This is a genomic window from Dryocola sharpae (assembly GCF_051307055.1).
Classification (GTDB): Bacteria; Pseudomonadota; Gammaproteobacteria; order Enterobacterales; family Enterobacteriaceae; genus Dryocola.
The window spans coordinates 1,665,813-1,690,198 of sequence record NZ_CP149994.1 but is presented as its reverse complement, the minus strand read 5'-3'; the positions used below and the strand labels follow the sequence as shown (position 1 = coordinate 1,690,198).

Annotated in this window: 21 protein-coding genes; 13 read left to right on the top strand and 8 right to left on the bottom strand. The window is 51.9% G+C overall.

Translation table 11 applies throughout. The features are described from left to right. Positions 1-77 precede the first annotated feature (77 nt). Both WLO31_RS08030 and WLO31_RS08025 read right to left on the bottom strand, forming a co-directional pair. A complete protein-coding gene (locus tag WLO31_RS08030) occupies positions 78-1,106 on the bottom strand; it encodes a GlxA family transcriptional regulator (protein WP_435929945.1) in 1,029 nt (342 codons plus the stop codon). Beyond that, positions 1,078-1,566 carry a MarR family winged helix-turn-helix transcriptional regulator gene (locus tag WLO31_RS08025; RefSeq protein ID WP_435929944.1) on the bottom strand — a complete coding sequence of 163 codons (489 nt, stop codon included), beginning with the start codon at positions 1,564-1,566 and terminating at the stop codon, positions 1,078-1,080. The genes WLO31_RS08030 and WLO31_RS08025 overlap by 29 nt, the downstream gene beginning before the upstream one ends. Positions 1,567-1,662: 96 nt before the next feature. Here WLO31_RS08025 and WLO31_RS08020 point away from each other — a divergent pair, with 96 nt between their 5' ends. Both WLO31_RS08020 and WLO31_RS08015 read left to right on the top strand, forming a co-directional pair. Next, positions 1,663-2,238, top strand: coding sequence for a non-oxidative hydroxyarylic acid decarboxylases subunit B (locus WLO31_RS08020; RefSeq protein WP_435929943.1), 576 nt, complete (start codon positions 1,663-1,665; stop codon positions 2,236-2,238). Between the two features lie 10 nt (positions 2,239-2,248). Next, on the top strand, positions 2,249-3,715 hold the full coding sequence (locus WLO31_RS08015; protein ID WP_435929942.1) for a UbiD family decarboxylase: 1,467 nt from the start codon (positions 2,249-2,251) through the stop codon (positions 3,713-3,715). Positions 3,716-3,891: 176 nt separating this feature from the next. On the opposite strand, the gene WLO31_RS08010 is transcribed toward WLO31_RS08015, so the two are convergent. Both WLO31_RS08010 and WLO31_RS08005 read right to left on the bottom strand, forming a co-directional pair. Then, positions 3,892-4,113: a hypothetical protein gene (locus tag WLO31_RS08010; protein ID WP_435929941.1), complete on the bottom strand. Its 222-nt coding sequence runs from the start codon at positions 4,111-4,113 to the stop codon at positions 3,892-3,894. A gap of 278 nt (positions 4,114-4,391) precedes the next feature. Further along, a complete protein-coding gene (locus WLO31_RS08005; protein WP_435929940.1) occupies positions 4,392-6,356 on the bottom strand; it encodes a UvrD-helicase domain-containing protein in 1,965 nt (654 codons plus the stop codon). Between the two features lie 292 nt (positions 6,357-6,648). On the opposite strand from WLO31_RS08005, the gene WLO31_RS08000 reads away from it, so the two are divergent. Then, positions 6,649-7,512 (top strand): alpha/beta hydrolase, encoded by an 864-nt coding sequence (locus WLO31_RS08000; RefSeq protein WP_435929939.1) that lies wholly within the window; start codon positions 6,649-6,651, stop codon positions 7,510-7,512. A 529-nt stretch (positions 7,513-8,041) separates the two neighbouring features. Beyond that, the gene (locus WLO31_RS07995; protein WP_435929938.1) at positions 8,042-8,425 is read left to right on the top strand and encodes an Insecticidal toxin complex protein tccz; all 384 of its coding nucleotides are present in this window, start codon (positions 8,042-8,044) and stop codon (positions 8,423-8,425) included. A gap of 245 nt (positions 8,426-8,670) precedes the next feature. Here the strand turns inward: WLO31_RS07995 and WLO31_RS07990 are convergent, their stop codons facing one another. The 3 genes from WLO31_RS07990 to otnK all read right to left on the bottom strand — a co-directional run bounded on the left by WLO31_RS07990 (position 8,671) and on the right by otnK (position 11,946). Then, the gene (locus WLO31_RS07990; protein WP_435929937.1) at positions 8,671-9,972 is read right to left on the bottom strand and encodes an SLC13 family permease; all 1,302 of its coding nucleotides are present in this window, start codon (positions 9,970-9,972) and stop codon (positions 8,671-8,673) included. Positions 9,973-10,054: 82 nt separating this feature from the next. Next, positions 10,055-10,693 carry a 3-oxo-tetronate 4-phosphate decarboxylase gene (otnC, locus tag WLO31_RS07985; RefSeq protein ID WP_435929936.1) on the bottom strand — a complete coding sequence of 213 codons (639 nt, stop codon included), beginning with the start codon at positions 10,691-10,693 and terminating at the stop codon, positions 10,055-10,057. Further along, entirely contained in the window at positions 10,690-11,946 is a 1,257-nt protein-coding gene (otnK, locus tag WLO31_RS07980; protein ID WP_435929935.1) for a 3-oxo-tetronate kinase, read from the bottom strand. The genes otnC and otnK overlap by 4 nt, the downstream gene beginning before the upstream one ends. Before the next feature lie 328 nt (positions 11,947-12,274). Between otnK and WLO31_RS07975 the strand changes: the two genes are divergently transcribed. The 7 genes from WLO31_RS07975 (at position 12,275) to WLO31_RS07945 (ending at position 20,747) form a co-directional block, all read left to right on the top strand. Next, a complete protein-coding gene (locus tag WLO31_RS07975; RefSeq protein ID WP_435929934.1) occupies positions 12,275-13,345 on the top strand; it encodes an isocitrate/isopropylmalate dehydrogenase family protein in 1,071 nt (356 codons plus the stop codon). A 57-nt stretch (positions 13,346-13,402) separates the two neighbouring features. Next, positions 13,403-14,059 carry an aspartate/glutamate racemase family protein gene (locus WLO31_RS07970; protein WP_435929933.1) on the top strand — a complete coding sequence of 219 codons (657 nt, stop codon included), beginning with the start codon at positions 13,403-13,405 and terminating at the stop codon, positions 14,057-14,059. 37 nt (positions 14,060-14,096) lie between these two features. Then, entirely contained in the window at positions 14,097-14,972 is an 876-nt protein-coding gene (locus WLO31_RS07965; RefSeq protein WP_435929932.1) for an amidohydrolase family protein, read from the top strand. A 26-nt stretch (positions 14,973-14,998) separates the two neighbouring features. Then, on the top strand, positions 14,999-16,384 hold the full coding sequence (locus tag WLO31_RS07960) for an MFS transporter (protein WP_435929931.1): 1,386 nt from the start codon (positions 14,999-15,001) through the stop codon (positions 16,382-16,384). Continuing rightward, the gene (locus tag WLO31_RS07955; RefSeq protein WP_435929930.1) at positions 16,368-17,054 is read left to right on the top strand and encodes a transporter substrate-binding domain-containing protein; all 687 of its coding nucleotides are present in this window, start codon (positions 16,368-16,370) and stop codon (positions 17,052-17,054) included. Before WLO31_RS07960 ends, WLO31_RS07955 begins: the two co-directional genes overlap by 17 nt. 123 nt (positions 17,055-17,177) lie before the next feature. Next, positions 17,178-19,829, top strand: a complete 2,652-nt coding sequence (locus WLO31_RS07950; RefSeq protein WP_435929929.1) for an aconitate hydratase — start codon at positions 17,178-17,180, stop codon at positions 19,827-19,829. A 9-nt stretch (positions 19,830-19,838) separates the two neighbouring features. Beyond that, positions 19,839-20,747, top strand: a complete 909-nt coding sequence (locus WLO31_RS07945; RefSeq protein WP_435929928.1) for a LysR family transcriptional regulator — start codon at positions 19,839-19,841, stop codon at positions 20,745-20,747. A 27-nt stretch (positions 20,748-20,774) separates the two neighbouring features. Here WLO31_RS07945 and WLO31_RS07940 read toward each other — a convergent pair whose 3' ends face one another. Next, positions 20,775-21,881: a lactonase family protein gene (locus WLO31_RS07940; RefSeq protein ID WP_435929927.1), complete on the bottom strand. Its 1,107-nt coding sequence runs from the start codon at positions 21,879-21,881 to the stop codon at positions 20,775-20,777. Positions 21,882-22,196: 315 nt separating this feature from the next. Between WLO31_RS07940 and phbB the strand changes: the two genes are divergently transcribed. Continuing rightward, positions 22,197-22,940: an acetoacetyl-CoA reductase gene (gene phbB, locus WLO31_RS07935; RefSeq protein WP_435929926.1), complete on the top strand. Its 744-nt coding sequence runs from the start codon at positions 22,197-22,199 to the stop codon at positions 22,938-22,940. Positions 22,941-23,019: 79 nt separating this feature from the next. Next, positions 23,020-24,357 carry a CitMHS family transporter gene (locus WLO31_RS07930; protein WP_435929925.1) on the top strand — a complete coding sequence of 446 codons (1,338 nt, stop codon included), beginning with the start codon at positions 23,020-23,022 and terminating at the stop codon, positions 24,355-24,357. Positions 24,358-24,386: the final 29 nt, after the last annotated feature.

Genomic DNA, 24,386 nt, shown 5'->3' with positions numbered 1-24,386 from the left:
GCCGGGTGGCGCTGCGCTTACCCGGCCTACAAGACCTGTAGGCCCGTGCAAGCGAAGCGCCGCCGGGCAATAGTCCTTCACTCTTTCACCAGTTTCTCCACTTCCCTGCGCCGCTTGCGGAACGAGCTTGGCGTTTCACCGTACTGTTTGCGGAACCAGGCGATCAGGTGCGAGGCATCGGCGAAGCCGGTGGCGGTGGCGATGGCGTTAATGCTGTTGCTGGAGTCGGCCATCAGCTTGCGCGCCTGCTCAAGGCGCATCCGCCGCCAGTACACCGCCGCAGAGTGGCCGGTACACTGGGTAAAGATCAGGTTGAGCTGGCGGAAGGTCACCCCGGCAAACTCCGCCACCTCCGCCAGTGGCACCGGCGAGTCGAGGTGATGCTTCATAAACTCAATCACCTTCGTCACCAGCGGATTCTCGTAGACGTCAGGTTCGCCAAGCGGCACTTTGTGCTTCGCTTTCGGCGTGGGCACCTCATCCACCAGTAGGTATTTCAGCACCTTCTGAGAGCGCACCAGCCCGCAGTGCTGGCGGATCAGATCCGCCGCCAGGTCAATCGCCGTCCCGCCCGGGCAGGAGATAATCCCGCCGTCTTTGATGTAGGTTTTATCGATCACCGGGATGGCTTTCGGGAAGCGCAGCCGGAACTCGTCCCGGGTGGTGAAGTGGATCGCACAGTGGCGACCGTCCAGCAGCCCGGCGTTACCGGCGACAAAGGCCCCGCTGCACAGGGTAATGATCGGGATATTGCGGGCATGCAGGTCCCGCAGGGCCTGCAACAGCCACTCCGGCGACTGCCGGGTCTCTTCCAGCAGCCCGCCCGCGACCACGAAGTAATCCCACTCTTTTGAGAAATCGAGCTTTGCAGTAGGCGACACCGGCAGGCCGCAGCTGGCGGTAATCGGCTGGTCATCACAGGTCATCCACTCCCAACGGCAGAAGATCTGTCGGCTGGAGAAGGACTCGTCCGCCGCAAAGCGCAGGGACTCCACCAGCCCCGCCACCGAGGCCAGCGTAAAGTGCTTCATCAGCAGAAAGCCGATCGTCAGATCGGGCTTCGGCTCACTGTGGCTGTCAGGCAATTTCGTTGGAGGCATAGTCATCAGGCTCCTGCAATCCCCCCAGCTTGCTCAGCAGACGCTTCAGGTCGGCGATATCCTGGGTATTCAGACCGGCGGTAATCATCTTTTCGGCGCTTTTGGCCTGCTCAATCATGCGGGCCAGCATCGCCTCGCCCTCTGCCGTCATGGAGACCAGCTTACGGCGGCGGTTGGCGGGATCGGTCTCTACCTTCAGTAATCCGCTTTTGGTCATGCGAGCAATTACATAGGTGCCGGTGGCTTTATCAAACCCGGCCCGGCTGCCCAGCGTTTGCTGGTCGCAGGTGGTTTCTTCTGCCAGCACTACCAGTATGGCGTATTGCACGGCAGATAACCCGGTATCGACGCACTGGGACCAGCAGGTAGTCGAGTGCTGTCCTGCGCGGCGCATGAGGTGCATTAGTGAACAATCGCCGTGCGGCCACAGGGGCGCGGCAAGGATTAAGTCGCGATTTTCTGCCATCGGGTCTCTTGACTCCTGAAAACGACAAACATATAGTTCGAGCACAAACAGTTTGAGCTTAAACTATAACTGAAAGTATGACTACAGAGAACCCGCATGAAGCTTGTTGTAGGCATGACTGGCGCTACTGGCGCTGCAATTGGCGTTCGCTTACTGGCCGCGCTGAAAAATTTGGATGTCGAAACGCATCTGATCATCTCTAAATGGGCGCGCGCCACTATTCAACTGGAAACGCCCTACAGTGTACAGGACGTTATCGCTCTCGCCTCGAAGACTTACAGCGAGCACGATCAGGCGGCGGCCATCTCCAGCGGTTCCTTTCGCGTCGATGGCATGATCGTGGTGCCGTGCAGTATGAAAACGCTCGCCGCCATCCGCTGCGGCTACGGCGATGGCCTGATTGCCCGCGCCGCCGACGTTACGCTGAAAGAGCAGCGCAAGCTGGTGCTGGTGCCGCGGGAATCACCGCTCAACGCCATCCACCTGGAGAACATGCTCGCCCTGACCCGTGCCGGGGCCACGATGCTGCCCCCGATGCCCGCTTTCTATAACAACCCCGCCAGCATTGACGACATCATCAACCATTTTGTGTCGCGCATTCTGGATCAGTTTGGCTTGGATAACGCTTTAACCCAACGCTGGGGTGAACCTCACTCCGCCCCCACGGCTTAAGGAGAGCCTGATGAACTATTACGGTGATTTACGCGGTTTTATCGATGCCCTCGATGCCATGGGCGACATCATGCACGTGACCCGGGAAGTGGACGGTGATTTTGAGCCGAGCGCCATCACCCGCCGCAGCTACGAGATCCAGTCCCCTGCCCCGCTGTTCCACAATGTGGCAGGCGTGGCACCCGGTTTCCGCCTGTTTGGTGCCCCGGCCAGTCTCTCTTCCCGCCCGGAAATGCCTTACGCCCGGGTGGCGATGTCGCTCGGTCTGGCACCGGCGTCCACCGGACCGCAAATCGTCGAAGCGCTGTCGGCGGCACGTCACAAACCGGGTATTCCGCCGGTGCGTGTGGCCTCTGCTGACGCGCTGTGCCATCAGAATATCCTGCGCGGTGAAGAAGCTAACCTCGATCGCTTCCCTATCCCCTTTGCCCATGACAAGGACGGCGGTCGCTACGCCAATACCTGGGGCACGCTGATCGTAAAAACACCGGACGGCAAATGGGTGAACTGGTCCATCGCCCGTGTGATGAAGGTGGACGGCAAACGGATGGTGGGGCTGATTGTGCCGAGCCAGCATATCGGCCAGATCTGGACTGAGTGGGTGAAGCTCGGCCAGCCGATGCCTTACGCGCTGGTGCAGGGTCCGGCTCCGGCCATCTCCTGCGTTTCCGGCATTCCGATCCCTGCCCACGCCGACGAGGCGGATTACATCGGCACCTTGGCGGGCGAGCCGGTGCCGGTGGTGAAAGCGGTCAGTATCGATCTGGACGTGCCTGCCACGGCAGAGATCGTGATTGAGGGTCATGTCTCCATCACCCGCGATTGCCAGGAAGGTCCCTACGGCGAGTACGGTGGTTATCTTGGCGAGGGCTCGTCTGCCCAACCGACCTTCCACGTCGAGACCATTACCCACCGGGACGCTCCGATCTGGCCGATGTCGATCACCGGCCGCCCGACCGACGAGTCGCACACGCTCTGGGCGATGGGACTGGCCGCCGATGCCCTGACGTATCTGCGTGAAGCGGAACTGCCGATCGTCACGGCCTGGATCCCGGAAGATTCCACCGTCCACTGGCTGCTGGTGGTGGTGCCGCAGAACTGGCGCGAGCTACTGCCGGGCGTCACCAGCGAAGCCCTGGCCCAGCGCATCGGCGAGGTGCTGTTTAAGGCCGACGCGATGGTGTTTATTCCGAAGGTCTACGTGGTAGACGATGATTTTGATCCCACCAACCTGCGCGAAGTGGTGTGGGTGCTCTCAACCCGCGTTCACCCGGTTGGCCGCCGCGTGGTGTTCGACGATCAGCGCGTGATCCGCTTGCCGCAGTGTTATGAAGAAGAAGAGTATGTGGCAGGTAAGGGGGCAAAAGTGGTGTTTGATACGCTGCAGTCCACCCGCCATCTGCATGCCTCGTTCGAGCAGGGGTATCCGGAAGAGGTACGCCAGCGCGTACTGGAGAACTGGCCGTCGGAGCTATAAGTCTCTTAAGCCTGTCTGTTTAAACAACTGACAGGCATGTCCGGATTTCCCATCGCCCACTTATACGGCGATGAAAAACGACAAGGTCAAAGCCATTGTCGCCTTCGAGCCTGGCAGCAGCTCTGTATTCCCGGAAATATCTTGAGTATATTGCCAGTCGTACCTGCCTGTGGCGTTTATCTCAGTAATACCTGAATCAGCTGAAAGAAGATATACACGATCGCAGCCACTTGTCTAGTCCGGAACCCCCATCTGAGATAGCGCCATCCATGGCATTCTCTCGCATCAGCTGCTTCAATAGCGGGGTCAGAACATTTTCTTTTCCTAGCCCTCAATTCATCGATTACCCACAGGATGGGAATAAAGATGATGGTTTTCTGAAGGATGGGATTATCCACAAAGAGTGACTCCAGCCAGCCCGCGGATACAAGCAGAATAGATGAACCACCTACACGTAGCCACCACTAAATGTGGGGTAATATTCGTTTCCGTTCTGGTGGATTTTGCGGTGATTCTATCCATAGCCGTTTGCTCCCCTGCTGATGCATGATCTGTCGTGGGAAACATCTGACCGGCAGCGATGAGCGAGGAGCGGAAGTTGGTTTGCCGGAAGATCTCTAAAAGTGAATGGTCCGGTTAAGCGGGCTGTTTACAGCTGAGCTGTATAGAATTTTTTTCAATTCGCATTGATTTCGCTGAAAAAATTTGTATATTTCCCCTCACTACTTTTATCCAAGATAATGAGGTTCTCAATAGATCGCGTGATCGATGTATAGATAACCTCAGGAGTATCTTTGTCATCCATAATATAAAACACGGTTTTAGACTCCAGACCTTTAAAACTATGTATCGTGGATAGTTTGATCAATCCACTATTCGGATAAAAATGATTTTTCTTTGTCCTTCTTACCCGCTCAATATCAGATTTAATACCAGTATGTCGCTTAATAAAATCACGTAACTCCTCTTTTGTGAGCAATTTTAATCTATTGATATCGTAATGCTTCTTTCCTTCCGGTAGGAGTTCAATTAGTTCTTCATATGTTTCAAACATACAGGTGGTATTTTCAAATTCATTCAACCTTTCATTTAATCGACGAACAAGAAAAATATTAGACGACAGAATAACAATATCATTTGGATTGAAACTATAATTTTTGATGTAACTTTGAATTTTTTCAAAGCATTTGTTTTCCCAGTCGGATGGAAAGAAATGATATTTGATAATATCAAAATTCATTCCTGACTGGATGTTTTGTTGTTCAAATAAGTCTATGTCTGCATGTTTTTCGACCAGATACTTCAATTGATAATCTTTAAAAATTCGATTCAAAGGCGAGTCACTGCTTGTACGATAGGAACGACTTAATTTCTTCCATTCACCAAATCCCTGCGCGATGACGGCCGCTCTTTTGCTATCTCTTTCATAAATATTTTGTGATTCGTCACCAAACAGAATCATTTCACCCTCGTGATTGAGGAAGTTGTCACGAATAATTTTTACCCATTCATTTTCAAAGTCCTGAACTTCATCAATCAAAATTGTCCGATACTTACTAACAGAAAAACCGCTGAATAAATCACGGTTAAATAATTCATTAAATCCATATTTTTCAATTAATTCACTGATATCCTGTTCTGTCTCAATCAATTGAGACATGAAAAACTGATGATAATTTGTCACTGCGAAATGTTGATCGTCTCGATAACCAAGAACATCGCTGATTCGGTCTTTAATGAGGTTTTTTAGTGTTATATTGAAAGTCAGAATCAATACAATATCATCATGCCGATGAAAGGCATTTACCGCTCGATTTGCAATGATAGTAGTTTTGCCACAGCCTGCTACACCCTTAATCTTTTCTTTTCCAGACACGCTTATTGCCAACTTACTCTGACGCTTATCTAAGAAGATTTTTTTTGCCTGCTTTAAAGTATGGTCGCTTGGCATCAAGCGTCTTTTAAAATCGTCATACACACGATCGTCGAACAGGACATGTGGCTTAAAGCTTTTAATTTTATTAACGAGTTCTTTTATTCGATCAGCGCCGTAAGCCATGGACTTATCTCTAGTTGACTTTCTTTTTAGCCGCGAGATTTTGTCTGCCTGTTGATTGTATTGCTCTACAGAAATTTCTTTATTCCTGTATTGTGCATCAATATACCTAGATCGCGCCATCAATTCACTCTGGGCGTGGGAATATAACGAATCTATATTGGCTTTATTACCTTTGTGTAAGTAAACAAACGGCTGGACAATGTTAAAAAAATTGCGATTTTTTAGATAAGACAGACCTAATACTGGTAAATGTAGATTATATAAATTTGACTTGTACCTGAAAGCTTGTGATTGAGGTGATGAAATCTTCGATACCCCTTTTTCAGAACTAACTTGCCATTTATTAAAAGCATCCACACTATAATTAACTAGGTTATAGTCCTTCACTTCAATAATAAAAATTGCCGTGTGTTTTTTAAGAATGATAAAATCAGGGCGATCCCCATCAATAAATGGATTAAAGAAAATTTCGTAGCTATCATCCAAGTTCTCCGTAAGATGATTTAACAAGTGAAGCTCACCGGGAGTGGGTGCAACCTTTAAACGGAGTATGTTTTCCAAAGTTGGATGAAGGATAGACACGCTAACACTCTCTTTATAATGAATAACCATCTATAATTTACTACATGATCTAAAAGAAACAAGGATGACATAACAGATTGACCTATTCCCTTTAAATTTACACAGATAACAATGTTGGCTACTTCCGCTCCTGGCACAAAGCGGACAGCTAAGCGGGGCAAATTCCGCTATGAGCGAAAGCGGACTTACCGGCCCGGACCTTAAAGCGATTAACATACATCCGGCTTGTGCGAAGGCCTCGCGGGCAAGCTCGTCTATAATCTGTACTACAGATCGGGCAGGAGAAAAGCCTATGTTTGAGGGATTTACCCACGCAGAAATAACGCTTTCTGAAGCAGTGCTTAACGTACGTTATGGCGGTAATGGTCCTCCGGTCCTGCTGCTGCATGGTCATCCTCGTACTCATGCGACCTGGTCGAAGGTGGCTCCCGAGCTTGCTAAATCTTTTACTGTCGTCTGCCCTGACCTGCGTGGCTTCGGCCGCTCATCTAAACCTGCCGATCTGCCCGATCACGCGGGCTCTTCTAAAAGAGCTAAGGCAAAAGATTGCATTGAGTTAATGAGTCATCTTGGCTTTGACCGGTTTGCGCTTGTCGGACACGACAGAGGAAGTTACACGGCCTACAGGGCAGCCCTTGATTATCCGGACCGTATTACCCGCCTTGCCGTACTGGATTCTGTTCCCATACTTGAAGCGCTCAACAGATGTAATGAGAAGTTTGCCCGTCAGTGGTATCACTGGTTCTTTTTTGCCCAGCCTGAAAAGCCGGAGCGGGCAATTCTGGCTGACCCGGACAAATGGTATGGAGGCCAGCCGGAAACAATGGGAGACGAGGAGTATCAGGAGTTCAGGCGAGCCATACACGATCCGGCTACTGTACACGGGATGATTGAAGACTATCGCGCTGGTCTGGCGATAGATAAACAGCACGAGCTTGAGGATCGCCTGCTCGGACGAGTCATTGCGTGCCCCACTCTCTGCCTGTGGTCAAAATATGATGACCTGGAAGAGATATACGGCGACATACTGGCTATCTGGCAAAGCTGGGCGCCGGACGTTAGCGGCAAATCAATCAACAGCGGTCATCATATGGCTGAAGAAGCACCAGAAGAAGTTACAGCCGCACTGCGGCAATTTCTGCTACAGCGCAGTTAGCCTCGGGATATCAGCTACCGCCTGTTTAACAGCTAAGCTGGCATGCCCGGTACTGGCGTAAAACTGCCTACAGCAGCGACAGCGGGCACTTTGAGCGAAGCGGACGTTAACGCATCTCCTTATGGTTATGGAAATAATAAATTTTTATCCGCTTAAGCAATGATTATTATGGACATGTAACGACATGGCATTTATGCCAGAATGATTGAAATTAAGCTACGAGGGAAGACTGACAGAAAATGACTATGGTATTCATCCCGGCATTAGTTGTATTGCCTGAGTAAAAAAAGAAAGAAACTGGACATGAATTGACTCAGAATGAAGTTGAGTTAATAGGCGCTAATACTACCGTCATTTAGTTGCCAGAAGAGATTGCCGATGATATGGCCAGAGAGCGTGGTTACCCTGATATTGACCCTGAGGATATATGGAGCGAGTGGCTGGCATACAAAATGGTTCAAAGTCAGTAAAACGATGGGATTTCGTTGACTGACTTTCGTAGTTTACTGTATTTCATAATGGAGAAGAAATGTTTACCAAAATTGGCGTATTGAGTTTTTTGTTGCTTTTACCCTTGGCAGCGCAGGCAGAAAAAGGACAATTCGAACTCTCGGTTGGGGCACAAACACATATATTTTCGCCGTCATGCATTCAATCCCTTCATTATACTCAACAGGACGAGACACTTTCGGAGTACCTTTCTTTTCAATTAACCGACACCTGCGGTGAAAGGATGACGAAAATTACCCTTGAAAACATGGCAAAGCAAATGACGATTTCTTATCAGGGTAACGTGCTCTTCAGGTCGATGATAACGCAGCGACTAAAAAGTAATTTTCGCTTTACAACCGAAGAGACTTCCAGAGTGCTCCTTATGCAAGTAATCAAAGACTACAGCGCAGCAGTCGAATGATAAAAAATTAAGTGAATAAATGACAAAACGACAAATGATTCATTTTCTATTATTTTTGACGGGATTAACGCGCATAAATTCTGCAATAGCGACATCACCAATGCAGATTGTTGTGGTGTTCCAGCGTGATTATAAAGTCTGAAATGATCAATTGTTCATACCTGAAAAAGCCCCTGGGCTGTCATTCACCGGTACCGGTTCGAGTATCGATTAATGACGCCCGGCGGGGTTCATATCGCTCGTCCTCAGACGGGAATAATGCCAAGAACGATAGCTGCTAACAGAGCGCACACGCTCATGATCCAGATTTTCACTATGGAGTGACGAACATGCTCACCGACCTGAAGATTAAGCAGGCCTAACCCCAGGTGCGTGGCCGGTATGACCGGGCTTAACAGCAGGCCAATTTGTTCAGTGATCAGCATGGCGATAGTGACGTGCAGTGGCGAGACGCCAAAACTTTGTCCAAGCCCCACGGCGATAGGCAGAAGCGCAAAGTAAAATGCATCTGAACCAATCAGGATAACAATAGGTACGCTGAAGGCAGCCAGAATAATATAAAGATAAGGTCCTAAGCTGGCGGGAAGAAGCACCGCAAGCTCGCTCACCAGAACCTTAATAATGCCGGTGTTTTGTAATATGCCAACAAATACGCCGATGGTTAAGAAAATCACTATTACCGGGAAAATGGTCAGAGCGTACTCTTTGATTTTCTGCTGTGCTTTTTTCGCATCCGGATAATTAATCATTACCGCCAGCGAGAAAGAGATCATAAACAGGAAATTACCTGCGACTAATCCGGAAACCAGAATAACAATGGTGGAAATAACCAGGATAAAGTTGGCGCGTAACAGCCATGGATTATGATCGCCTTTGCTGGTCAGCATCTCCTGGCGCATCACCAGGAAGGTTTCTTTGTCGATCCCCGAGCCGCTTTTATTTTCAACTCTGGCCATATACCAGCAGAGAATAACGCCGAGAATAAACAGCACGACCTGCAGAGGAATGAGTTTGTAATAGACGTCCAGAATATCGAGATGCGTCACGGCAATGGCACGGTTAAGCGAACCGCCCCAGGGCGTGATGCCCGTTACGCCAACGCCTACGGTAACCAGCATCAGCAAGGTTTTACGGCTGATGTTCATCTTTTCGTAAAGCGGTAACAAGGCCGGAACGGTAACCAGCAGGGTTGCGTACGCGTTGCCGTCAAGGCTGCATACGGAAGCGATCGTCAGCGTAGCCAGCAGAACAGAGAACGTCGACTGCGTCACGAAGCGAAGAATAAAGCGCACAATGACGTCAAATACGCCCGCCTCTTTCATCAGGGTAAAGAACATGGCGCTGAAGGCGACCAGCGTGGCGGTTCCCACCACTGATTTCAGGCCTGATGCGACATATTCGCCCAGCTCTTTAAAGCCAAACCCACAGACCAGCGCGGCAATCGTCGGTAATATAATAAACAAAACACTGGGAGGAAACTTATTTTTCAGTAAGCACCATGTCAGAATAACAAACATGGTAATCCCGGTGATAAGCATTAAAGACATGGCTTAGCCTTTTTATTCGCAGAGTATCAGATATAAAAAACCGCTGTGCAGGAAAGCCTGCACAGCTTTATCATCAAGATATTTATTTCATATTGAATAGCGTATTTAGCTCATCAACATTTTCATCAGTTAATGTTTTGATGCCATAGGGTTTTAGGATGAAATAGAGTTTCGCTGTTTCCTCAAGCTCTTCGGCATTAAACACCGCTTCGCGGATGCTCTTACCCGAAATAATAGGGCCATGGTTGGCAAGGAGAATCGCGTTATGCTCCTTCGCCAGTTTTTCTACATGGACCGCAATATCAGGCGATCCCGGGCGAATATAAGGCACAACCGGAAGCTTGCCGACGCGCATCACATAATAAGGGGTGATGGCGGGCAGCGCATTCTCGTAGTTCAGGTCGGGCAGGCAGGATAAGGCCGTCAGCCATGGAGAATGCAGGTGCACGATGCCGCCACAGGCAGGGCGCTGACGGTACATCGCCAGATGCATCAGCACTTCTTTGGACGCCTTCTGGCCGGAAACCAGCTCGCCGGTCATTGTCACTTTACTGAGTTCATCGGCATCCAGATCGCCAAAGCTGGAATTCGTCGGCGTCGCGAGGATATGTCCATCAGGTAACTTAAGGCTGATATTACCAGCGCCGCCGCTGCTATAGCCGCGTTCAAACAGGGAGCGTGCGTAGCGCACTAAATCCTGACGATATTGCACTTCACTCATTTCACACTCTCCTGCGCCTTTAAGAAGAAATCACTGTTACCAAAATTACCTGACTTGAGGATCACCCACTTTTCTTCATCCAGAACCTGTGTCCAGGGAACGCCCGGCGCAACGGCATCGCCGATGACCATGCCTTTAATATTCAGCCCCTGTGATACCGCGCCGGAAGTTTCGCCGCCCGCCACGATAAATTTGTTGAAGCCTTGCTCACTTAAATTGTGAGCGAGCTTAGAGAAGAACCCTTCGATTTTTTCACTGACAAATTCTGCGCCGTAGTTCTTTTGAATAATCTCGATGATCTGAGGCGGCTGGGTGGCATAAACCATGGGCGCCAGCGAATCGCCGGCATGGGTGATGACCCAGTCGGTCACCGACTGCAGGTAAGCGGGTTCATGGAGGATTTTTTCCACATCCAGCGCCAGCGATGAGGCGCGCTGCTGATAGAAGTTAACCTGCTGGTTGGTCATTGAAGAGCAGCTGCCCGAAAGGACCACGCTCGCCCCCTCTTTGCTGATGGTGAGCGCATGCTTATCAGCCGTTTTATTCATGGTATCCAGCGCTGCAATCGCATAACCAATACCTGCTGCGCCGGTAACCAAAGCAAAATCCGCCGTCTCACGCGCCACGGTTAACAGATCGTTGTTATCAAGCACGTCACAGATAACATATTTAATCTTCTCCTTAGCCAGTCTGGCTAAGGCATCCGGGATCTCTTCCGCATGATTTTTAATGGTGTCCAGATCGATAATTCCGCAGCGGCCGGTGGATTGCGCCTCCATCAATTTTTTCAGTGAAGACTCTTTCATCGGCGTCACTGGATGGTGTTCCATTCCGCTTTGATTGAGCAACTGGCCTTTTACAAACAAATGCCCCTGCAGAATGGTGCGCCCGTTGTCCGGCACCGCCGGGCAAATCAGCGTCATCGATGCGCCAAGATTCTCCATCAGCGCATCAGTAACCGGGCCGATATTGCCTTCTTTAGTCGAATCAAAGGTTGAGCAGTATTTGAATAGCTGCCGCTTACAGCCCTGGGATTTTAACCAGTTGGATGCGGATAAAGACTGCTCCACCGCGCTCTTCGTCAGAATCGAACGGCTCTTTAACGCGATAACCACCGCATCAATGCCTTCCTGATTGAAAGCCTCAGCAGGAACGCCATTGAACAGCACCACTTTCCAGCCAGCATTCACTATAAAGCTGGCGATATCGGTGGCACCCGTAAAGTCATCCGCGATGACGCCCAACTTAATCATATGTGTTCCTCTAAAACGGTAACAAATTGAGCACATATTGCTTTTATGTAAATATAAGTGCAATTAGTTTTGGTAGTAATTTGTGCCTCAGATCACAAAAAAGAGCGTTTAATTTAACAAACGCCGATTCCTCAGCGTCCGACAGAATCTGCTCAAACGAGCGGCGATCCTGAGAGCCTACAGGGGGTATTCATAAACCACTGATTAAATAGCCGAATATGGTAATGTATTTTTTTTGTATCAGAAATGTGATCTTAATCACCTTGCCATCAGTGCATTTATTGGTATAAAAATGCAATCGAAAACTGACCAACCATCTGGAGTATTTATGCGTATTTTGGTTTTGCCTTGTGACGGTATCGGCCCTGAGATCACTTCTGCTGCGGTAACCGTGCTGGAGTCACTGGATAAAGCGTATGGCCTGCACTTTGAGTTCGACTACGAAGACGTAGGTTTTAAAAGCCTGGAGTTACACGGCACTACGCTGCGCCAGGAATCACTCGACCGTGCCAAAACGTATGACGGCATTATCCTGGGTACACAGTCCCACGCTGATTATCCGGCGCCTGAAAAAGGCGGTCGTAACGTATCTGCCGGCTTCCGTATCGGTCTGGACCTCTACGCTAACGTTCGTCCGGCGCGCACCCGTCCTTTCCTGACTTCCAACATGAAGGAAGGTAAATCGATGGATCTGGTGATCATGCGTGAAGCGACGGAAGGTTTCTATCCGGACCGCAACATGACCCGCGGCTGGGGCGAAGTGATGCCAAGCCCGGATATGGCGCTGTCGACCCGTAAAATCACCCGTCATTGTTCTGAACGTATCGCGCGTAAAGCCTTCGAGCTGGCGATGCAGCGTCGCAAAAAAGTGACCGCAATCCATAAAGCTAACAGCTTCCACATGACCGATGGCCTGTTCCTTGAAGCCGTGCGTCACGTCGCGAAAGAGTTTCCTGAAGTAGAGCTGGACGATCTGTTAGTTGACGCATCAACCGCGCACCTGGTGCGTAACCCGGAGCGTTTCGATGTGCTGGTCGCCACTAACTTCTACGGCGACATCATCAGCGACCTGGCCAGCGAACTGTCCGGCAGCCTCGGCCTTGCGGGTTCCATCATGGCGAGCGACACCCATTGCTGCGCCCAGGCCCAGCATGGTTCCGCGCCGGATATTCAGAATCAGGACAAGGCCAACCCTGTCTCGATGATCCTGTCCGTTGCGATGCTGCTGCAATGGTATGCCGAGAAACACAACCAGCCAAAATTCCTGAAAGCCGCTGAAGAGATCGGCCGTGCCGTGGATGAAGTGCTGGAAAATCCGGAAACCCGTACGCCGGATCTGGGCGGCAAGTGCGGCACCAAAGCCTTTGCTGAAAAAGTGGCTGCAGCCATTCGCGCCTGATTTAAACGTCATGAGGTTGTCGCGCTTGGGCGGCAACCTGCTTTCATGGAGCCGAAGATGAATCAACGTATCGTTTTAATCCACGCGACGCCGCTGGCGGTTGAGCCTGTAAACCAGGCTTTTGCTGACCAGTGGCCAGAGGCGCAGATCAGCAATTTGCTGGATGACGCGTTAAGCGTTGACCGTCGAAAAAGCGCCGGGCTTACCGACCGCCTGTATCAGCGGATCGATTCCCTGGTGGACTATGCCGCAAGCATAGATGCCGCTGCGGTTTTGTTTACCTGCTCAGCTTTTGGTGAAGCCATTGACGCCAGCGCCGCCAGGCATGCCATACCGGTGCTTAAGCCAAACGAAGCCATGTTTGAAGCGGCATTAGCACAGGGTAAAAATATTGTCATGCTGGCAACCTTTGCCCCCGCTGTGGCCGGGATGGAAGCTGAATTTAATGAACTTGCGCGCCAGGGCTCTCATGCGGCCACGCTGCGAAGCATCGTGGTGGAAGGAGCAAGAGAGGCGCTTGAGCAAGGTGATACAGAACGTCATAACCAGCTGATTGTTCAGGCTGCGCGTGAGCATGGCGACGCCGACGCCATTCTGCTTGCGCACTTCTCCATGTCCATTGCCTGGGAGCAGGTTCAGCGCGCGGTTTCTTGCCCGGTTCTGAGCAGTCCGCACGCGGCCGTTTCAAAGCTTAAGTTATTAATGACCCATTAATCCATTCGGTCGATTTCAATTTAAATAAGGCAACATCGTGGAAAGACGAGATATTTCGGCGGATGTGAAATATAGCCATATTTCCCATCCGCCTGAGATCGTATTGCCCGAAAATAGCTGCGACTGTCACCATCATATTTTTGACAGGCGTTATCCCTATGCAGCGGATGACACGCGGAATTTACCTGACGCGACCGTCAACGATTACAACCAGTTTAAAAAATGGTTGGGACATACACGTCATATTCTGGTGCAGCCCTCTTCCTATGGCACCGATAACCGTTGCCTGACGGATGCCCTGCGCGCTTTTGGCTCCAGCGCACGTGGCGAAGCGGTAGTGAACGAGAGCGTCAGCGATACGGAGCTTGATGCGCTGCAGCAGGCGGGCGTCACCGGCGTTCGTTTCAATCTCGGTGCAGGCAATGCGACCACGCCTGAGATGCTGTTACCCGTGGCGCACCGCGTTGCCGAACGTGGCTGGCATGTGCAGGTGCACGCCACTGCGGATCAGCTGTGGCAGCTACGCTCGGTGCTGCTTCAGGCGCCCGGCAATCTGGTTATCGATCACTACTTTCGTCTGCCGCAGCCTGATGCGATGGCGCACCCGTGCTGGAAGCTGGCGTGGAAGCTGATTGAAAAAGGCAGATGCTGGGTAAAACTCTCCGCGCTTTATCATCAGTCACAACGCGATGATGTTTCTGATATGGCTTCAATAATGCGTAGCTTTCTTTGCGGGGCTACCGAACGTGTTTTATGGGGAAGCGACTGGCCGCATCCCAATTTAATAAGTGCCAATAAAAGTATGCCAGATGACGCATTGATACTATCGAAAATCTACCACTGGGCGCATAACGATCAGGTTCGACACAAATTATTTGTGGAAAACCCGGCTGAACTTTACCGATTTAATTAATCGTACGCCAGACAAGGCCGAATATTATGATTACTCTGAACTCCACTGTTAAAAAGAACAAGCCGACGCATTATCGTTATATGATTTTGCTGATGGTATTCCTCAGTATTGCATTAAACCACGGCGACAGGGCGACCTTCTCTATTGCCGGAACGGACATGGTGAAGTCTGCCGGGCTGGATATTTTGGCGCTCGGCTATCTCATCTCCACCTTCACCTGGGCGTATGTCCTGGGACAGTATCCGGGCGGATGGTTGCTCGATCGTTACGGTTCCAAAAAGGTGCTGGTGGCAGGCGTTTTTACCTGGTCGCTGTTCGTTTTCCTGGTCGGCTTTAGCACCTCTTTTGACAATATCTGGGTTACGCGCGTGCTGATTTTCGGCTTCATCTTTATGATGGGGCTGATTGAAGCGCCGACGTTACCTGCCAACTCACGCTTCCTGGCCGCATGGTTCCCGGCAAAAGAGCGCGGAAAAGCCTCCGGTTTCACCACGGCGGCGCAATATTTCGCCCTCGTCGTCTTCTTACCGCTGATGGGCTGGTTCTCTTATTCGTTTGGCTGGGAATCGGTGTTCTGGTTTATGGGAGCCGTAGGTATTCTGGTCTCGCTGTTGATGTCGCGCGTGCTCACCGATACGCCAAAGGTTCACCCGCTGGTGAATGATGCTGAGCTTGAATATATCCAGTCCGGCGGCGGCCTGACGAACATGAAGATCAGCAAAAAAGGCGATAATGTCGGCAAAGGCTATACCCGTAAATTACTGACCAGCCGACTGGCGCTGGGCGTTTATATGGGCCAGTTCTTCTTTACCGTGCTTTCTTACTTCTTCCTGACATGGTTCCCGGTTTATCTGGTGCACGATCGCGGCATGACCATTCTCAAGGCAGGCTTTATTGCTTCGCTGCCTGCATTATGCGGATGTGCAGGTGCGCTGTTGGGAGGCGTGCTATCCGATTATATGCTGGCGCGCGGCTTCAGCCTGTCAGCGGCGCGTAAAACGCCGATCGTTATCGGCATGCTGCTTGCCGTGAGCATGGTGATCTGTAATTACGTCGACTCGGCGTGGGTTGTAGTCGCCATTATGTCGCTGGCCTTCTTCGGCAAAGGTTTTGGCGCGATGGGCTGGTGCGTGGTTTCTGATTTCTCGCCAAAAGAGGCGGTTGGCCTGAGCGGCGGCTTGTTTAATATGATCGGTAATATTTCCGGGATTTTCACGCCTATTATCATTGCCTACATTATTAAAGATACAGGTTCGTTTAATGGTGCTTTGATTTTTGTCGGCGTCTGCGCTTTCCTCAATCTGTGCTGTTATCTGTTTGTGGCCGGAAAAATTCAACGTCTGAATTTTGACACGCCAAATCAGGATCACGATGACGATTTCTCAGGAGAACCCCATGTCAGTCCCCGATAACGCAACCCCGTTACGCTTCGCCATTAATTTAGGTAACGCCGTATTGACCAAAACGCTGCCCGACGGGCAGCCTGGCGGCATTACCGTTGAGATCGCCCACAAAATTGCGGCTGAACAGGGTAAGGTGGCGCAATTTGTCACTTATCCCACGGCGGGGAAAGTGGTAAACGATGCGACCAACGACCGATGGGATATCGCCTTCTTAGCGATAGATCCGCAACGCGAAGCGGTGCTGCGATTCACTCAGCCCTATATCACCATCGAGAGTACCGTATTGGTCAGAGAGAGCAGCAGCTGGCAAAGCGTGGCCGAGATGGATAGACCGGACGTGGTGATCAATGTCGGTAAAGGAGCCGCCTACGATCTGTTCCTGACCCGGGAATTAAAGCATGCTTCGCTCAATCGACTGGCCTCGTCACAGGCGGCTATTGATGCGTTTCTCGATGGAGAAGGCGATATGGCCGCCGGCATCCGTCAGCCGCTGGAAAGCGCGGCCGGCAGGAATAGCGGTTTTCGCGTGCTGCCGGATAATTTTGCTCAGATTTTCCAGGCAATTTGTGTGCCGCGGGCCAGTGACAAGCTCTTTAATGAACTCACGCGCTACCTGAACCAGTGGCAGGAAGACGGAGCCATAAGCGAGATTATCAACCGAAATCTTACCGAGGCCTGAGCCCGCATCAGCGTTCTCCGCTGGAGAACGCTGCATTGGCTAATGTTCAATTTTCATTCATTTCGGAGCATGAGACGTTATCCGGTGACGAACATACATAGATTGCTGTGACAGAAGGTTTTTATGACATCGCCCTCAACGCCTGAACGCTCATCACTGGTCATTAACGACCGCCTGTATCATTTTATCGATCTCACCAACATCGTGCCGCTGGCCCAGCTGCAAACCCTGCCCTACAGCATACGCATTCTGCTGGAGAACGTAGCGCGATGCTCCCCCCATACGCTGCCGGCCTTTCTCAACTATCTGTCTGCGAAGTCTGCGCCAGGTGAAGTTGAGTTTTACCCTGACCGGCTCATGTTCCATGACACCACCTGCTTACCGGCGCTGGCTGATTTTGCCGCCATGCGTGACCTGACCGCCGAGTCAGGCGGCGATCCGCGCGCTATCAATCCACATATCCCCGCCGTGCTGACGATCGATCATTCGGTGATCGTTGAAAGCTATGCCAGCGCTGACGCCCTGGAAGATAACCTTAAATTTGATTTCCGCCGCAACGCCGAACGCTACCGCTTCATTCGCTGGGCAGAAAAAAGCCTGGATAACTTTCGCGTGATCCCGCCCGGCACCGGCATCATTCATCTGATGAACCTTGAGGCCATTGCGGAAGTGGTGGCGGTTGATGAACGTGAGCCAATACCGTTGCTGCACGCCGACTGCATGATCGCAACCGACAGCCATACGCCGATGATTAACGCCCTGGGCGTGCTGGGCTGGGGCGTGGGCGGGCTTGAAGGACAGGCGGCTCTGGTGGGCGAACCGGTAACGCTTCGCTTCCCCGAGGTGGTGGGCATCTCCGTGTCCGGCCAGCTGTCGCCGGATGTCAGCGACAGCGATCTGGCGTTGCACATTACGCGCCTGCTGCGTGAAAGCGGAGTGGTCGGCAAGTTTGTTGAATTCACCGGTCCCGCGCTGCACAGTATGCCGCTCGAGTCGCGCGCAACCATAGCCAATATGGCGCCGGAATACGGCGCTACCGTCGTGTTCTTTCCGTTTGACGAACGCAGCGCAGAGTACGTCAACATGACGGGCCGCAGCAAAGAGAAGCAGGACATTATCCACAGCTATATGCAACGTCAGCATCTGTGGCGTACCTCTGACGATCGGCAGCCGGACTTCACACGGCTCATTGAGCTGGATTTGGGCAGCATCGAACCCAGCGTGGCGGGGCCTTATAATCCTCATCAGCAGATCCCGCTTAGCGATTCGCCTGAGAGCTTTCTGGAAACGCTGCAGCCCGCAGAGCGCGGTTTACAATGGCATCATGATGATTACACGCAGCCCATCAAACAGGGTGCCGTTGCCATCGCGGCAATCACCAGCTGCACGACTACCGCCAATCCCCGGCTGGTGATTCAGGCGGCGTTGTTTGCACGCAATGCCGCAAAACGCGGATTGCAACCGAAGCCCTGGGTAAAAACCTCATTTTCACCCGGCTCCAGGGCGGTCACCGACTACCTTGGCGAATCCGGACTGCTCAGCGAGCTGGAGAAAGTGGGGTTTAACGTGGCGGGTTATGGATGTATGACCTGCATCGGCAGCTCGGGCGCGTTGCAGCCGGCGATGGAAACTCTGGTAAACGACGGCCTTCAGGCAGTATGCGTGCTTTCCGGTAACCGCAACTTTCCGCGCCGCGTCAATCCAGCTCTTGGACATGGCTATCTGACCTCGCCAGCACTGGTGATTGCCTGGGCCATCGCCGGAAATATGCAGCATGATATGCTGCGCGATCCCCTTGGTCACGATGAGGATAATCAGCCTGTATTTATGCGCGATTTGATGCCTGCTCGCGAAGAGGTTGAGCAGTGGGTTAAAACGGTGATGAAGCGTGAACACTACATCCGGCGGCGCGACGTCATCTGGCAGGGAACGCCGCACTGGCAGCAGATTGAAGCGCCGGGTAGCGTGCACTATCCGTGGGAGTCTACCTCAACCTATTTGCGCCGCCCTGGCTACCTGGAGCGCCTGCCCCGCGATCCTGCCGAACCGCTTTCGCTCAACAATGCCCGCCCTTTTCTCTGGTTTGGCGATGACGTCACTACCGATCATATTTCGCCGGCAGGTGCGATTTCTGCTGCAAGCCAGGCCGGTCAGTGGTTGCTGGAACATCATGAAGATCCGCAGGACCTGAACCTTTACTCCACCCGCCGCAGCAACCATGAAGTCATGGTGCGGGGTGCTTTCACCAATAAAGCGCTCTCCAATCGTTTGTTACCGGAAGATAAGCGCGGCGGCGGCGGTTTCGCCTGGGATGCGGCTCATCAACGCATTCTGCCGGCGTTTGAGGCCGCGCAAACCTGGCAAGCAGCTGGCCTGCCGCTGGTTGTGCTGGCCGGGGAACGTTACGGGGCGGGTTCGAGTCGCGACTGGGCAGCAAAAGCGCAGGCTTTAATGGGGGTTAAAGCGGTGATTGCCAACAGCTTCGAGCGTATTCATCGCACCAATCTGATTGGTATGGGAATTCTTCCGCTGCATTTCATCGCTGGCGAAGCGGATAAACTACCCGCGATGGATGGCACAGAGGTGCTTGATATTGCCGGCCTGGAAGCGATAGCGCCGGGAGCGACGCCGCTAATGCTCTACATCAGCCGTGACGGCAGACAGATTGCTGCCCTGCACCTTGAGGCGGTGATAGACTCCCGCCAGGAGCTTCGCTACTTGCGCTATGGCGGTATTTTGCCTTTCGTTATTCAGCAAACACTCACCACCGGTTAAGGGGTGCTTATGCGTTACGACCTGGTCTCACTCTCGCTGTTTGTGGCGGTGGCTGAGGAGCAGAATCTTACCCGGGCTGCGCGGCGCAAGCATCTGGCCGTCTCAGCCGTGAGCAAGCGCATTGCCGAGCTTGAACAGAAAATTGGCACGCCGTTGATGTTGCGCCTGCCGCGCGGCATCGAACTGACGCCGGCCGGTCACTCACTGCTGTTTCACGCGCGCCAGGTGTTCCGCAATCTCGATCAAATGGAAGAGGAGCTGAGTGATTATGTGGCCGGCGTGCGCGGCCACATCCGCATCTTCACTATCTCAGCGGCGTTAATGCATTATCTGCCGCGCGCCATCAGCCAGTTTCTGACGCACTATCCCCAGACTGATATCGATATTGAGGAGCACACCGGCACCGGCGTGGTACAGGGATTGCTGCAGGGCGATGCGGATGTCGGTTTCTTTTCCAACTGGACGCCCGCTTCCGGTATCGAAGTCTGGCCGTGGCAGCACGACCTGCTCTCGGTTCTGGTGTGGCAGGGACATCCGCTGGCGGAGCGCGCTGCTTTACAGCTGGCGGACTGTGTCGATGAGAAGATAATTGGGCCGCATCGCGACAGCGCAGTGAGCCATATTCTGGAGCGTGAAGCCAGAAAGCTTGGTAAAACGCTGAACACAGGCTTACGCGTAAGCAGCTTTATCTCAATGGCGGAGCTGGTTGCACAGCAGCTGGGGATTGCCATCCTGCCGGTCAATGAAATCGCCCAGGCGGCTAAACACGATACGGTGCGCTGTATTCCGCTCGTCGAGCCGTGGGCGAAACGCGAGCTGTATGTCGGCGTGAAGAGTTATGCCCTATCTTCACCTTCCGTTAAGGCGTTTATCGAAAACGTTACGCCATCGAAACGTGCGCCAGGATCGGAGGTTTGAGGTCAAACGCTGACCTCAAACGCCGGGCTAGCCGGCAAAAACGATGCAGGTCGGGCTGGCAGCGAAGATTTCTTTCCCCGTGTCCGTCAACATGCCTGTTTCGCCGTTAATGTCGAAAATGCGGATAGAGTCGGAGTCCTCGTTGGCGCTATAAAAACGCTTTCCATCGCGGGAGATCGTCGTAAAGCGCGGTGTTTTACCGCCACAATAGACCCAACCCGCAGATGTTAAGCGGCCATCATGAGGGTCGATGTGGAAGATCGCGATGCTGTTATGCCCGCGATTGGCGGCATATAAAAAACGTCCGGACGGGTGCACTTCAATTTCGCTGGCATCGTTACGCTCTGCAAATCCTTCAGGCAGGCTACTCAGCGTTTGCTTAAGCGCAATGTGGCCCGTCTCACGCTCAAAGTCGAAAACGGTAACGGTGTTACTCAGCTCGCTCAGGCCATAAAGCCACCTGCCCTGCGGATGGAAATCGACATGACGTGGCCAGCTTCCGCCAGGCAACAGCACTTCATCTTTAAGCAGCGACTGACCGTCACGCCATTGATAAATACACACTCTGTCAATGCCGTTCCCGGCCTGACGGCCCTGAACCGGCAGAGCAAAATAGTCGCTGCCGGGCGCAAAAATAATTTCATGCGGCCGTGACAGGCTCGCTGGCGCTTCAGCAGCAGCAACATGGCCTTCGACCCTCGCCAGATGGCCGGGAGGCAGCAGCATACCTTCATCAGTAAACGCCAGTGCAGCGACGTTCCCGCCTTCATGGTTAGCAATTAACAGGTGTCCCCTGTCAGGCGTAAGTGCGGCATGCACCGGATTGTTGCGCCGGAGCGGATCAAGGTCAGGGTGGAGATTTTGCGGGCCGGTAGTCTGTTCAGACAGGAATGTCAGCATGCCTGATATAGGATCGCGCGCAAAGATGGCCACCTGATTGCCGTCACCGTGCAGCACATAAAGCCGGTCTCTTTTTTCATCCAGCGTGATCCAGGAGGGATTCTCCTGAACGGATGCCACACGCTGGATATGGTGCCAGTTACCCGACTCATCAATGCGGTAGACTTCAATTCCTTTTCCACGTGCACCGCGCCATTCGGACGTCCGGCAGCCAACGTAGGCGAATTTATCCATTTACCCCTCCCCTTATGCTATATGCATTTATTTAATCACAAGTGCAAAAATCAACTTGTGATTAGAATCACGCTTTTATTTTTGCATTGCAAGAAATCTGGCTATACCGGCTACAAAGCGCCGATTTTGGCCGTTCCCTCTCATAAATCGATTGCATAGCTCATTCATTCGATTGCATTTGAAGATATTTAAATGCACAAAATTGACGATCGTGGTCACAATTTCGACGGATCGATATTGCTAAAAAGCGCCGCCGATAGCTTACTGTTAACAAATCGTGAAAACTGTTACATAAATGCATCTGGGAGAAGGGTTATGACCCAACGTATTGCGTATGTTACTTCCGGCATGGGAAGCCTCGGAACCGCTATCTGCCGCCGGCTGGCAAAAGACGGTTTTAAAGTTATCGCAGGATGCAGGCCGAATTCTCAACGTAAAACCATGTGGCTTGATGACAATAAAAAGCTGGGGTTTGATTTCATCGCATCTGAAGGCAACGTGGCCGACTGGGATTCAACGGTTAAAGCCTTTGCGAAAATTAAAGCAGAAATTGGTGAGATCGATGTGCTGATTAATAATGCGGGAACGGCGCGTAACGTTTTATTTCGTGACATGCAGCCGCCGGAATGGCAAACCGTTATTAACACCAATATGAATTCATTATTCAATGTCACTAAACAAGTTATTGACGGCATGATGTCCCGCGGCTGGGGACGTATTATCAATATCTCTTCGATTAATGCGCAAATTGGCCAAACCGGGCAGGTGAACTATTCGACGGCAAAATCTGCGGTACGCGGCTTTACCCGGGCGCTGGCGCGCGAGGTGTCAGCCCGGGGCGTGACTGTAAATACCGTATCTCCCGGTTATCTGGGCACATCAAAGCTAAAAACGGTGACACCGGTTCAGGTCATTGACAAAATTGTTCAGCAGATCCCGGTGCGCCGCCTGGGCTCGCCGCAGGAAATTGCGTCAATCTGCTCATGGCTGGCATCCGATGAATCAGGGTTCGCGACGGGGGCGGATTTCTCTGTTAATGGCGGTTTGCATATGGGCTGATTTATTCCTACCCCATTCTTAAAAACATCCTTAAATTAATTAACACGCATATTAGAAATAATATGCGTTGGAGATTCCTATGCTCTCGCTTCTGGGATATGGCATGATTGTGGTCTTTATGATCCTCATCATGACGAAAAAACTTTCTGCCTTAGTCGCACTGACCCTTATTCCGATAATATTTGCTCTGCTCGCCGGATTTGGCTCAGGGATGGGCGAAATGATGATCGAGGGGCTTAAAAAAGTCGCGCCTACTGCGATTATGGTTATTTTTGCCATTCTCTATTTCAGCACTATGTTTGATACCGGCTTATTCGATCCTATTATTCGTTTCTTTCTGCGGATCATTAATGGTGATCCGGTCAAAGCGGTTATGTGCAGCGCTGTTCTGGCAGCCATGGTCTCCCTGGACGGCGACGGATCGACGACTTATATGATCTGCGTCACCGCTATGCTTCCTCTGTTCAAACGCATCCGGCTTGATCCGCTTTCGTTGACGTGCGTGGTCTTTCTCTCTGGCAGCATTACCAACCTGCTACCCTGGGGAGGCCCGCTGGCCCGCGTTGCGGCATCGCTGAAGGTGGAGTCCAGCGAGCTTTTTGTTCCGCTGCTTCCAACAATGATTAGCGGTTTTGTCGGAGTGTTAGTGCTGTCCTGGTATATAGGTATTCGTGAACGTCGTCGTTTGGGTAGGCTAAGTATTAATACCAACGGCAACGGCGCGGTAACGGAAGATGATACTGAAAGCTATCTGCCAGCCATTAATGAAGTAAATGAAGAGTTACGCCGTCCTAAGCTGTTCTGGCTCAACGCTATTCTTACTCTGGTCCTTATGGCGTCACTGGTAATGGAGCTGCTGCCGTTGTCGGTGCTGTTTATGGTTGCGTTTGCGCTCGCGCTGCTGATTAACTATCCGCATCTTGACGCGCAACGCCAGCGTATTGCAGCGCACGCGCCTGCCGCCCTGAATCAGACGTCAATATTCCTTGCCGCGGGCATTTTCGCCGGCATTCTTTCAGGTACCGGTATGGTCACTGCGATGTCCACTTCTCTGCTGGATGTGCTGCCGAACTCCTGGGGTCCCTACCTGGCTCCGATTACGGCGCTGATTAGCCTGCCGGCCACTTTCTTTATGTCGAACGATGCTTTCTATTACGGCGTCTTACCCGTGCTGGCAGAAGCTGCGAAAGTATATGGCATCGATCCGATTGAAATTGGCCGGGCATCTTTAGTCGGGCAACCCGTTCACTTACTCAGCCCGCTGGTAGCCTCGACTTATCTGCTGGTTGGTCTGGCAGGCGTGGAATTCAGCGACCATCAGAAGTACACCTTTAAGTGGGCTTTCCTGCTGTGCATGATCTTCCTGGCATCAGGGCTTTTGTTAGGGCTGTATCCGCTTTATTCGTCTGCAGGATAAGGATTTTGCTGGTAAAAAATGGCCCATCC